Origin of the sequence: Flavobacterium sp. (assembly GCF_036741995.1) — a bacterium.
Lineage (GTDB): Bacteria > Bacteroidota > Bacteroidia > Flavobacteriales > Flavobacteriaceae > Flavobacterium.
Genome location: NZ_DAINRG010000016.1, coordinates 35,462 through 48,360 on the forward strand (window position 1 = coordinate 35,462; position 12,899 = coordinate 48,360).

Consider the following 12,899-nt stretch of genomic DNA (forward strand, 5'->3'; position numbering starts at 1 on the left):
ATGTCTGAAAAAGAATTAGAAATTCGTTTTCAGGAAGCGGTGGAAACGGCTTCCAAAATGACACAGTCATCCCTTCCACAAGATGTACAACTGCGGTTGTATGCCTATTACAAGCAAGCCACTTTTGGCACCATTGATTACAACAGCGCTTCTAATTTTGATTTAAGAAATGCTTTTAAAACCAATGCCTGGATGCAAATCAGTCACTTATCGGTTGACGAAGCTAAAGAATTATATATTGAAGCCATCAACTCCTTAGCAAAAAATAAAAAGTAGATTATGAAAAAGATTTTTTCAATTGCATTGTGTTTTTCTTTTATTTTTTTGATACCGTCCTGCAAAAGAAAAAAACTCGAAGAAGTAGTAGAAGTGCCACTACCGGCCGCCGAAGAAAAAGTTACCATCGGCCATCCTGATGATGTTAAAGCTGACGACGGACAATTTTCATTGGTAGCCCTTCCTTACGAATACAATGCACTTTCGCCGAGTATCGATATCCTTACGATGAATGTTCATTATTCAAAACATTACTTGACTTATACCAATAATTTAAACAAATTAGTAGCAGCCGATCCAACATTAATCGATTTGTCTATTGAAGACATTTTGAAAAAATCAGACGTCACTAATGCTGATTTGCGTAACAATGCCGGCGGTTATTACAATCACACCTTATTTTGGGAAGGCATGGCAGCCAAAGCCGGCGGACAACCCAAAGATACTTTAGCTACCATAATCAACCGTGATTTTGGTTCTTTTGATACTTTTAAAAATCAATTTGCAGATGCTGCCGAAAAACAATTTGGTTCAGGCTGGGCATGGTTAGTGGTCGACAAATCAGGAAAATTAGTGGTTACCAGCACTCCAAATCAGGATAATCCTTTGATGCCAAAACAAACCGTTTCGGGCACACCAATATTAAACCTGGATGTTTGGGAACATGCTTACTATTTGGATTACCAATACAAACGCAAAAAATACATTGAGAACTATTTCAAAATCATCAATTGGAAAAAAGTCTCCGAGCGGTATGAAGAAGCTGTCGCCAAAAAATAGCCTCAAAAAAAAATCCCTATCAAATTGATAGGGATTTTTTTATTTTATAGTATTACCAGATAACAACTCTTAAATTATCCGGCTGGTACATTTTATCACCCGGTTTAATATTAAAGGCTTTATAAAATTCCGGAATATTCATTAACGGTCCGTTCACTCTGAATTGTGCCGGTGAATGCACATCGGTCATAATTTGTCTAGACAGATATTCATCTTTAGCATGTATCATCCAAGCGTAGCCATAAGCCAGGAAATATCTTTGTTCAGGAGTTAAACCACTAATTTTTTCTTTGTTTTTGTATTGTGCCGATTTTTTGAAAGCTTCAAATCCCATGACAACACCACCTAAATCAGCAATATTTTCTCCTTGTGTAGCATCTCCGTTTACAAACTTCCCTTTTAAAGGTTCGAACTTGTTAAATTGCGCCACAATCAGTTTTGTTTTTTGTTGGAATTTAGCCAAATCTTCAGCTGTCCACCAGTTTTTCAAATTACCATTTTCATCGTATTGGCTTCCTTGATCGTCAAAACCGTGAGTGATTTCGTGTCCAAAGGTAGAACCACCAATAATTCCGTATAAAATAGCATCATCCGGCATTCTGCCTTCAAAACCAGGTACTAAAATATTACAAGCCGGAACTACAATTTCGTTATTGCTTGGATTGTAATAAGCATTGTAGGTTTGCGGGAACATATCCCACTCCGTTCTGTCAACCGGTTTTCCAAATTTTTTCACCATATAGTTATAACTCCATTTGTTTGTTGCCATAACATTGGCACAATACGCATTTCTGTTAATAACCACGCTACTCATATCTTTCCATTTATCAGGATAGCCTACTTTCATTACAATTTTGCTTAATTTTTGCAATGCTTTTTGTTTGGTAGTTTCGCTCATCCAGTCTAATTTCTTGATGTGCTCAGCATATACATCGCGAATATTATTCCCAATTTCTAATAATTTTTCTTTCGAGCCTTTTGGCAAATAATCCGAAACATAGACTTGCCCCACCAATTCTCCTAAGGAACCATCCGTTTCTTCCACTACTCTTTTCCATCTTGGTTTTTGCTCTTTCACTCCATTCATAACGGTAGAATAAAAAGCAAAGTTTTGTTTTTCAATAGCATTGTTCAAAAACGACGCATATGAATTTACTAAATCCCATTTCAAATAGGTTTTCCAATCAGCAATAGAATAAGTCGTTACGATTTTGTCTAACCCTTTATAGAATTCAGGTTGTCCAACAATAACCGTATCCGCTTTGGCAACGCCCAATTGTGGCAAAACATTTTCCCAGGCAATTGCCGGAGTAGAAGCTTTGAATTGTGCCAAAGTCATTTTGTTATAATTTTTAACCGGGTCGCGAAGTGCTTCCAGTTTTCGGCTGTTTTTGGCCAAATCGGTTTCCAGCTTCATGATAGTCGCCGCTGCCGATTTTGCAGTGGTTGCATCATCTCCCATCAATTGCATCATGGTTTGCAAATGCTTAACATACTCGGTTCTGATTTTAACGGTTTGCTCATCGGTATTGAAATAGTAATCTCTATTGCCTAAACCCAAACCTCCCTGGCTAAAGAACAAGGCGTGCTTTGAACTTATTTTATCATCTTGCGCAACATAAAAAGAGAACGCGGGACCAGCTCCTATCGTGTGCAAATAACCAATAGTATTCATTAGCGATGGTACATCCTGTATGGCCTGAATTTTGGCAAACTCCATGGCTAATGGTTTTAATCCTGCTTTTTCTATGGCTAAAGTGTCCATTCCTGACGCATAAAAATCACCTATTTTTTGTTCGTTACTCCCTTTGGCAGCATCGGTGTTTTTAGCTGATTTTTCACAAATGTCTTTGATTTGTGCGTTGATCGTGTCGCCAATCATTCGGAAGATTCCGTTACTGCTTTCGCTGCTTGGAATAGCATGTTTCTTGAACCAAGCACCATTGGCATAGTGGAAAAAATCTTCGCCCGGACTAACGGTCGTATCACGATTAGTAACTAACGGGTCTTCAAATTGTACTTCTTTTTTGTTACAGCTGATTAAAAGCAAAGCTGAAAACATACTGAGGGTAAGTTTGGTTTTTAATTGCATAAATTATTATTTTGATGACTATTTGACTAAATAAAATAAAAATGTTACCAAATGTAGACTAATATGTTTAATCTCATAGCAAACCCATAAAAAAAAGTGCCTGATAACTCAGGCACTTTTATGTTTTTTTGGGAAGACAAAAATTACTTTTTCTCTTCCATTTTTTTGGCAGCACAACAAGATTTTTTACCTCCAGCAGCACAAGCTTTTTTCTCACTGGCAGAACAAGATTTTTCTGTTTTTGCGGTTTCTTTTTTCTTCTCTTGTTTGGCTTGAGCGTTAACATTTGCAGTAAATAAAAAGGCTGCGATAGCTAATGCAGAAATTACTTTTTTCATGTGTATAAATTTTAAATTATTTTTTTGTGTGAATTGTGAACCAAATGTATATAATATTTTGACACTGCCACATTCTTTAACATTCCTTTGATTTTTAACAGCCTTACTAATTTAACAAGCATTTCATTTCAAAAAACTTTTCTTTTTTTTATAATAATTTTAATATTACTGCGTTTTATAAATAGTAATTTGCACCAAATAATAAATGACTATGGATACTATCAAAATACTTTGGGTTGATGATGAAATTGATTTGTTGAAACCACACATCTTATTTTTAGAAAAGAAAAATTATAAGGTTACGACTTACAACAACGGTCGTGATGCTATAGATGCCTACGAAGACGGGAATTTTGACATTGTGTTTCTGGATGAAAACATGCCTGGAATGAGCGGTCTGGAAACCCTTTCCGAAATGAAAGAAAAGAAATCCTCTACGCCCGTCATTATGATTACCAAAAGTGAAGAGGAATACATTATGGAGGAAGCCATAGGTTCCAAAATTGCCGATTATTTGATTAAACCGGTCAATCCGAATCAGATTTTGTTGAGCTTGAAAAAAAACCTCGACCACTCCAGATTGATTTCTGAAAAAACGACACTCGATTATCAGAAAGAATTTCGCAAAATTGCCATGGATATGGCCATGGTAAACAGCTATGAAGATTGGGTAGAGTTGTATAAAAAATTACTGTTTTGGGAATTGGAATTAGAAAACATCAACGATCAAAGCATGTTTGAAATTCTTGAAAGCCAAAAAGTGGAAGCCAATTCGCAATTCGGGAAATTTATTGAGCGTAATTATGAAGATTGGTTTGAACCAAAAGCCAATAAACCCATTCAGTCACACACTTTGTTCAGAGAATTAGTCGTGCCCGAATTGGTCAAAAAAGACAAACCAGTTTTGTTTGTCGTGATTGATAATTTGCGTTACGATCAATGGAAAGCGATGGAAAGTGTAGTGGCCAATCATTATAAATTAGAAAAAGAAATTCCGTATTTCGCCAGTTTACCGACGGCTACACAATATGCCCGAAATTCAATCTTCTCGGGTTTAACACCTTTGGAGATGGAAAAACAGTTTCCGCAATATTGGAAAAATGATGTGGAAGACGGTGGAAAAAACCTTTACGAAGCTGAATTCTTAACTGCTCATTTGAAGCGATTAGGATTGAATATTAAACAGGATTATTTCAAAATCACCAATTTGGCCAGTGGCAAAAAATTAGCCGAAAATTTCAAAGGATTAAAAGACAACAACTTAGTTACCGTAGTATACAACTTTGTGGATATGCTTTCACACGCGAAAACCGAAATGGATGTGGTAAAAGAATTGGCTTCCGATGACAAAGCTTATCGTTCATTGACGTTGAGCTGGTTCAAAAATTCTCCACTTTTGGAAATCATCCAACAAGCCCAAAAATTAGGTTTCAAATTGATAATCACCACAGACCATGGAACGATAAACGTTAAAAATCCTTCCAAAGTTATTGGTGATAAAAACACGAGTTTGAACCTTCGCTACAAAACCGGAAGAAGCCTGACTTATGAAGACAGAGATGTTTATGCCGTAAGAGATCCTAAGAAAATTGGTTTACCTACCATCAATATGAGTAGTTCTTATATATTTGCCAAAAACGATTATTTTTTGGCTTACGTTAATAATTACAATCATTACGTAAGTTACTATCGAAACACCTACCAACACGGTGGTATTTCGTTGGAAGAAATGATAGTGCCGTTTTTAGTTTTTAATCCAAAATAGTTTGAGTTACCAATGGAAATTATTTTTTCAATTGATGAAATACAAGAAGTTGCCAAAAAAATCATAGCCGAAAAACCGAATAAAGTAATCCTTTTTCATGGCAATATGGGTGTGGGCAAAACCACTTTAATCAAAGCGTTAGCCAAAGAACTTGGCGTTCATGAGGCCACAAGCAGTCCGACATTTTCTTTGGTTAACGAATATGAAACCGATGACCATCAGTATGTGTATCACTTTGATGTGTATCGCCTAAAATCGGAAACAGAAGCCATGGATATGGGTATTGACGATTATTTATATTCCGGAAACTGGTGCTTTATTGAATGGGCGGAGAAGATTCCGAACCTCATTCCGGAGGCGCACTCTGTCATCCATTTATCGCAAACGGTGGATGGCAAAAGACATTTAAGATTGACCTAATTGAATAAAATTTTGTAATTTGGGACAAAATTACAATTGCGCATTATGGCTATCACCCCTTTTACCAAGCAACAACTTTTACCTCAAGAGGAAAAATTAGAAGTATACCGTCATAAAAGTGAACTTTTTATTGGAATCCCAAAAGAGACTTCTTATCAGGAAAGACGAATTTGCTTAACGCCAGATGCGGTTAATTCACTAACTTCTCACGGCCATAAAGTGATGATTGAATCCGGTGCCGGATTGAGTTCCAGTTATTCAGACAAAGAATATAGTGATGCTGGTGCTACCATTACTAAAGACACCAAAAAAGTATTAAGCTGTCCAATAATATTAAAGGTGGAGCCATTAACCATGGAAGAAATTGCATTGGTCAATCAAAATGCCATCGTCATCTCTGCCATTCAATTGAAAACCAGAAAAGCTGCATATTTTGAAGCTTTAATCAAGAAAAAAATAACGGCTTTGGCCTTTGAATACATCAAAGACGAAGACGGTTCCTACCCAGCCGTAAAATCCTTAAGTGAAATTGCCGGAACTGCTTCGGTGCTTATTGCTGCCGAGTTGATGATTAACAACCAATTTGGAAAAGGACTTTTATTAGGCAACATTACCGGAGTTCCTCCTACTGATGTGGTTATTTTGGGAGCCGGAACGGTGGGTGAATTCGCAGCTAAAACTGCTTTAGGATTAGGTGCCAGTGTCAAAGTTTTTGACAATTCCATTACCAAATTACGACGTCTTCAAAATAATTTGAACCAACGAATTTTTACTTCTACCATACAACCTAAATCTTTATTAAAAGCGTTGCGAAGATGTGATGTTGCTATTGGTGCCATGCGTGGCAAAGACCGTTGTCCGGTGGTAGTGACAGAGACCATGGTAGAACACATGAAAAAAGGTGCTGTTATTGTGGATGTCAGCATTGATACCGGTGGTTGTTTTGAAACTTCGGAAGTGACGACTCACGAATCGCCAACCTTCATTAAAAACAATATCATTCATTATTGCGTTCCTAACATTCCTTCGCGTTATTCTAAAACAGCATCGCTTTCCATCAGCAATATCATTACCCCTTACTTACTTCAAATTGCCGAAGACGGTGGTTTGGAAAGTGCCATACGTTGTAACAAAGGTTTGAAAAATGGCGTGTATCTGTATCATGGAATTTTGACTAACAAAGCCATTGGGGATTGGTTCAACCTTCCGGATAATGATATTAATTTGATTGTTTTCTAAAATAAAACTTCATTAAAATTTATTGAATATCGAACATTGATTACTTTTGCCAAAAATTAATCTACAATGAAATTTTACCAACGATTTGCCTACTATATGGTAGGTTTTGTAATCGGGTTGTTTTTTGTGGCTTTGGTGCTCAGCGGAAAGGATACCCGATGCAATTACTTCCCCAATGCGAGAGTGCTCAACGACATTAGAAACAAACCCTTTATCTACGACACAGAAGCTTCCAGACGATTAAGTGAAGATTGGGTTGATACGATAGATGTCAAAAACACCTTAACTTACGGAGATGTTGATTTTGATAAAAGTAACAAGCCTATAGACGGCGGAAAGTTATACGTCATCTACGGGAAAACCACTAAAGACAAAGAAATAACCTTAGAAGTTATAAATTATACAGATAAAGCGGTTTTGAGAAACATTATTAAAAAGGATAATTAAAAAAAATAAGTTCAATAAAAAAGGGTTGTCAAATTGACAACCCTTTTTTTATACTAGAAACTAAAGAATTAGTTACCGTGTCTTTTTTCGATATCTTCAATTGCTTCTTTACTCATAGTATCTACTAATACCGGAGTTGCAATGAATAAAGAGGAATAAGTACCTACAACGATACCAACCAACATAGCGAAGATAAATCCTCTGATTGATTCTCCACCAAAAACGAACATGATCAATAATACCATAATCATCGTTAAGGAAGTATTCAAGGTTCTTGATAAAGTAGTATTAATAGAGGCGTTTACCACATCTTTAAAGTGACCTTTTCTGTCTCCGGCAAGGAATTCTCTGATTCTGTCAAATACAATTACGGTATCGTTCATCGAGTAACCAATTACGGTTAAGATGGCCGCGATAAAGTGCTGATCCATTTCCATGTGGAAAGGCGCATATTTGTAGAATAACGAGTAGATTCCTAATACGAAGATAACGTCGTGAACCACCGCAGCAAGAGCTCCTAATGAGTATTGCCATTTACGGAACGATATCACAAGGTATAAACCAACTACTAACATAGCACCGATAACCGCCCAGAACGAGTTCGTTTTGATATCGGCAGAAATAGCGGCTCCTACTTTAGAAGCTTGCAATACTCCCACTTTTTTACCGTCGTAAGTATTGATGAATTTTTCATAAGTTACTCCAGGCCCGAAATACTTTTTCAAACCATTGTATAACTTTTCGTTTACTTCTTTATCTACCTCTACACCTTCTTCTTTGATTTTGTATTTAGTAGTAATTTTCAATTGATCGTCTTCACCGAAAACTTTAGCTTCCACTGTGGTTCCGAATGCTTTAGATAATTCATCTGAAACTGTCGTAGATTCTACTGGTTTTTCGAATTTGATTTGGAAAGTTCTTCCTCCAACGAAATCAACACCTTCATCCAATCCGTTAAAGTAGAAAGAAACACAACTTACTACAACAACTGCAGACGAGAATAAGTAAGACCATTTTTTAATTCCAACGAAATCAAAATGGAAACCTGTAAACCAGTTTTTAGTTAACCCTGTTGTAAACGTTAAATCTCTGTTGTGGGCAATATCTCTGTCGATAAAAATTCTCGCAATAAAGATTGACGTGAATAATGAGGTGAAAATACCAATCAAAAGTGTCAAGGCGAAACCTTGGATTAATCCGGTTCCGAAAACAAATAAGATAGTACCCGTCAAAACGTGCGTTACGTTAGCATCAATGATAGAACGCATAGCGCCTTTCCAACCGTATGATGTTTTCACAGCATCGGCTAATGATTTGCCTTCACGCAATTCCTCTTTTGCTCTCTCGTATATAATGATGTTCGCGTCTACTGCTGTACCTAATGTTAACACGATACCTGCAATACCCGGTAATGTTAATACAAAACCAAAACTTGCCATTACTCCGAATAAGAAAAGTAAGTTCAATAATAAGGCTGCATTAGCATACCAACCGGCTCTTCCGTAATAGAATACCATCCAGAAACATACCAATAAGAAACCTACGATTGAGGAAATCAAACCAGCGTGGATAGCAATTTCTCCTAAGGATGGTCCAACTACTTCTGACTGAATAATCTCAGCAGCAGCAGGTAGTTTACCAGCTCTTAATACGTTCGCTAAATCTTTAGTTTCAGATACTTCAAAGTTTCCTGAGATTTCTGATCTTCCTCCTGAAATTGGGCCTGAAGATACTCCAGGTGCAGAATACACTACATCATCCAACGCAATAGCGATGAAGCTTTTTTGAGTATAAGCTCTTCCTGTTAATTCTTCCCAAATTCTGGCTCCGGCACCATTCATCTGCATAGTAACCGATGGTTTACCCATTTGGTCAAATGAATCACGGGCGTCAACAATAACACCACCGCTCATTGGAGCTACATTATCTCTATTTCCTTTTAAAGCGTATAAGTCTAATGTTTCTGTTTCTTTTTTCGTTTTTTCGTCAACTTTTACATTTGGTTTACCCCAAACGAATTTAACGTAACGTTTGTCAGCCGGCAATAAAGAACGGATTTCCGGTCTTTTCAAATAACCGTTGATAGCTGCGGTATCTTTTGGAGATGCAACCACTAAAACCGGTCCACCACCTTGAGAAACGAATTTATCAAATAAAGGATTGTTTCCTTTTTTGGCAACAGCCGAGTCTTTATCTTTATCTGTCAATAATTTACTGATAGAATCTGTTGGTTTGGCTTCTGCAACTTTTTCTTCTTTAACAGTAGCTTTCAAAGCTTCGTTAGCTGAGCTCAGGAAGCCCATCATTTCGTCTGCTTTGTAGGTTTCCCAGAATTCTAATTCTGCTTTGCTTGACAATAATTTTTTGATACGATCCACATCTTTGGCCCCTGGTAATTCCACAAGAATTCTTCCGGTTTGTCCCAATTTAGCAATCGTTGGTTGAGTAACACCAAATTTATCGATACGACTTCTCAAGACACCGAAAGCTGACTCTACTGATTCGTCTACTTTTTTAGCCAAGACTTTTTTCACTTGGTCATCGCTCATTTTGAAATCGATTTCTCCCTGAAGATTTCGGTTGGCAAAAATATCCGGAGAAGCTAATCTGGTTGACCCTTTGATAGCATCAAATGCTTCGAAGAAAGCATCTAAATAGGTTTGATTTCCTTTTTGGTTAACTTTAGCATCTTCTAATGCTTTGTTGAATATTGGATTCTTAGAATTGTTCGATAATCCTTTCAATACATCTTTAACCGATATTTGAAGAATCACGTTGATTCCTCCTTCAAGGTCAAGACCTTTATTGATTTGTTTATCTTTTACTTCGTTGTAAGTAAACTTGGTAAATCCAAGATTGAAAACATCTTCTTTCCCGATGGAATCAAGATATTTTACTTCTTTTTCAGGATGTCCTCCTGCAAAAGCTTTGGCGTCATCTTTTACTTTATTGGCTACAAATGTGAACGAAAGTTGGTAGATACTTACCAATGCAAATAGAATTGCGAAAAATTTAACTAGTCCTTTATTCTGCATTATTACTAAAAATTAATTAATTCTTGGTTTTGTTAGTGTTTATATAAAAACAAAAGGTGTTGAAATTCAAAACATTATAAGCTAAAGCATTGAATTTACAACAATTCTATTTTTTTTGAAACGTGCAAATATATAATTCTATATAAGATTAACCAATTATTTACTGATTAATATCAAAAAAAAGACTGCAAATTTTGCAGTCCTTTTTATATCCTAAAACTTTATATTATTGCAATACTGTTTTTAGCGCATCATTCATGCTTCTCACGGCATCAGCACTTTTTGAAAATAACGCTTTTTCGGCATCATTTAAGTTAATGTCAACTATTTTTTCTACACCGTTTTTACCAATAATACAAGGTACACCAATGCAGATATCATCCTGACCGTATTCTCCTTCTACATATACAGAACAAGGAATCAGTTTCTTTTGGTCATTCAAAATACTATCCACCAAATAAGCCACCGAAGCTCCCGGAGCATACCAAGCGGAAGTTCCTAATAAAGCCGTAAGCGTAGCACCACCTACCATAGTATCAGCAGATACTTTAGCTAATGCTTCTTCAGATAAAAATTGAGAAACCGGCACGCCATTATAAGAAGCCAAACGCGTTAACGGAATCATAGTAGTATCACCGTGACCGCCAATTACCATTCCTTGGATATCGTTAGCCGGCTTGTCTAAAGCTAGAGACAAGTAGGTTTTGAAACGGGAACTGTCTAACGTTCCACCCATTCCGATGATTCTGTTTTTTGGTAAGCCTAACGATTTATAAGCCAAATAAGTCATCGTATCCATAGGATTAGATACGATTACAAAAATTGCTTTCGGAGAATGTTGCAACAAGCTTTCCGCCACCGATTTTACAATTCCGGCATTGATTCCGATTAACTCTTCACGGGTCATTCCCGGTTTTCTCGGAATTCCTGAGGTAATTACCACTACATCACTACCCGCTGTTTTGCTGTAATCGTTGGTACTTCCCACCACTTTGGTATTGAAACCTAAAGTCGTTTGGGTTTGCATAATGTCTAATGCTTTTCCTTCGGCAAAACCTTCTCTAATATCCACCAACACTATTTCGCTGGCAATTCTTCTGTAAGCAATAGCATCGGCACATGTTGCCCCAACGTTTCCTGCTCCTACAATCGTAACTTTCATTTTGTATATTAATTTTGTTGTTTCTTTCTTTTAATTTTAGGAGCTATTTCCCGCTGTCCGCGCTACACGGTAGCTTGCTCCCATCGGGGCTAGTTACGCATCAATGTTTGCATACACCGCATTCTTCTCAATGAACTCTCTACGTGGCGGAACCTCATCCCCCATTAGCATTGAGAACACTCTGTCGGCTTCGGCTAAACTATCAATAGTAACCTGACGCAAGGTTCTGAAATTCGGGTCCATCGTAGTTTCCCACAATTGCTCTGCGTTCATCTCCCCAAGACCTTTATAACGTTGGATTGCCGCGCTTCCACCCATCTTTTCGTTAGCAATATCACGTTGGTCATCATTCCAGGCGTATTCCTTCTTATTTCCTTTTTTAACCAAATACAAAGGTGGTGCCGCTATATACACGTGTCCGCCTTCAATCAGTTCTTTCATGAAACGGAAGAAGAACGTCAAAATCAACGTAGAAATGTGGCTACCATCCACATCGGCATCACACATGATGATTACTTTGTGGTAACGCAGTTTTTCTAAGTTCAACGCTTTAGAATCCTCTTCAGTTCCGATAGTTACACCAAGAGCGGTGAATATATTTCGAATCTCTTCGTTTTCAAACACTTTGTGGTGCATCGCTTTTTCCACGTTCAAAATCTTACCACGCAAAGGTAAAATCGCCTGGAAATTACGGTCACGACCTTGTTTAGCCGTTCCACCCGCCGAGTCTCCCTCGACTAAGTACACCTCACATTTTGCCGGATCTTGTTCTGAACAATCAGACAATTTCCCTGGCAAACCGCCACCGCCTAAAACGGTTTTGCGTTGTACCATCTCACGGGCTTTCTTGGCCGCGTGGCGCGCCTGAGCCGCAAGAATTACTTTCTGCACAATGATTCGGGCGTCATTTGGATTTTCTTCCAAATAATTCTCTAACATTTCGGCAACCGCTTGAGAAACCGGAGAAACTACTTCTCTGTTTCCTAATTTGGTTTTGGTTTGTCCTTCGAACTGTGGTTCCTGAACTTTTACCGAAATAATCGCGGTCAATCCTTCACGGAAGTCATCTCCGGAGATTTCGAATTTTAATTTTTCCAACAAACCGGAAGCGTCAGCATACTTTTTCAACGTACGGGTCAATCCCATACGGAAACCCTGTAAATGCGTTCCTCCTTCGTGAGTATTGATATTATTTACATAAGAGAAAATATTCTCTGCATAACTTTCGTTGTAAATCAAAGCCACCTCTACAGGCACTTCGCCTTTTTCATTTTCCATGCTGATGACATGGCTGATGATTGGAATACGGTTTCCGTCTAAGAAACGAACGAATTCCTTCAATCCT

General features: G+C 37.5%; 11 protein-coding genes. 6 read left to right on the forward strand and 5 right to left on the reverse strand.

Annotated features, from left to right (window positions below; genetic code table 11):
* Together V7D82_RS07095 and V7D82_RS07100 are read left to right on the forward strand one after the other, a co-directional pair.
* Entirely contained in the window at positions 1-276 is a 276-nt protein-coding gene (locus V7D82_RS07095; RefSeq protein ID WP_333600282.1) for an acyl-CoA-binding protein, read from the forward strand.
* A gap of 3 nt (positions 277-279) precedes the next feature.
* Positions 280-1,056: a superoxide dismutase gene (locus V7D82_RS07100; protein ID WP_333600283.1), complete on the forward strand. Its 777-nt coding sequence runs from the start codon at positions 280-282 to the stop codon at positions 1,054-1,056.
* A gap of 52 nt (positions 1,057-1,108) precedes the next feature.
* Here the strand turns inward: V7D82_RS07100 and V7D82_RS07105 are convergent, their stop codons facing one another.
* On the reverse strand, positions 1,109-3,148 hold the full coding sequence (locus V7D82_RS07105; protein ID WP_333600284.1) for a M13 family metallopeptidase: 2,040 nt from the start codon (positions 3,146-3,148) through the stop codon (positions 1,109-1,111).
* A 143-nt stretch (positions 3,149-3,291) separates the two neighbouring features.
* Positions 3,292-3,486 (reverse strand): hypothetical protein, encoded by a 195-nt coding sequence (locus tag V7D82_RS07110; RefSeq protein WP_333600285.1) that lies wholly within the window; start codon positions 3,484-3,486, stop codon positions 3,292-3,294.
* Positions 3,487-3,697: 211 nt separating this feature from the next.
* Between V7D82_RS07110 and porX the strand changes: the two genes are divergently transcribed.
* The 4 genes from porX to V7D82_RS07130 all read left to right on the forward strand — a co-directional run bounded on the left by porX (position 3,698) and on the right by V7D82_RS07130 (position 7,357).
* Positions 3,698-5,251 (forward strand): T9SS response regulator signal transducer PorX, encoded by a 1,554-nt coding sequence (gene porX, locus V7D82_RS07115; protein ID WP_333600286.1) that lies wholly within the window; start codon positions 3,698-3,700, stop codon positions 5,249-5,251.
* A gap of 12 nt (positions 5,252-5,263) precedes the next feature.
* A complete protein-coding gene (tsaE, locus tag V7D82_RS07120) occupies positions 5,264-5,671 on the forward strand; it encodes a tRNA (adenosine(37)-N6)-threonylcarbamoyltransferase complex ATPase subunit type 1 TsaE (protein WP_333600287.1) in 408 nt (135 codons plus the stop codon).
* A gap of 45 nt (positions 5,672-5,716) precedes the next feature.
* Complete coding sequence (locus tag V7D82_RS07125) at positions 5,717-6,910, forward strand: alanine dehydrogenase (protein ID WP_333600288.1); 1,194 nt, start codon at positions 5,717-5,719, stop codon at positions 6,908-6,910.
* A 66-nt stretch (positions 6,911-6,976) separates the two neighbouring features.
* The gene (locus V7D82_RS07130; protein ID WP_333600289.1) at positions 6,977-7,357 is read left to right on the forward strand and encodes a DUF4258 domain-containing protein; all 381 of its coding nucleotides are present in this window, start codon (positions 6,977-6,979) and stop codon (positions 7,355-7,357) included.
* Positions 7,358-7,425: 68 nt separating this feature from the next.
* Here the strand turns inward: V7D82_RS07130 and secDF are convergent, their stop codons facing one another.
* From secDF to V7D82_RS07145, 3 genes are all read right to left on the reverse strand, one after another.
* Positions 7,426-10,392 (reverse strand): protein translocase subunit SecDF, encoded by a 2,967-nt coding sequence (gene secDF / locus V7D82_RS07135; protein WP_333600290.1) that lies wholly within the window; start codon positions 10,390-10,392, stop codon positions 7,426-7,428.
* A gap of 226 nt (positions 10,393-10,618) precedes the next feature.
* Positions 10,619-11,554, reverse strand: coding sequence for a malate dehydrogenase (gene mdh, locus V7D82_RS07140; protein ID WP_333600291.1), 936 nt, complete (start codon positions 11,552-11,554; stop codon positions 10,619-10,621).
* 93 nt (positions 11,555-11,647) lie between these two features.
* On the reverse strand, positions 11,648-12,899 hold a 1,252-nt coding region (locus V7D82_RS07145), incomplete at its 5' end, for a toprim domain-containing protein (RefSeq protein WP_333600292.1).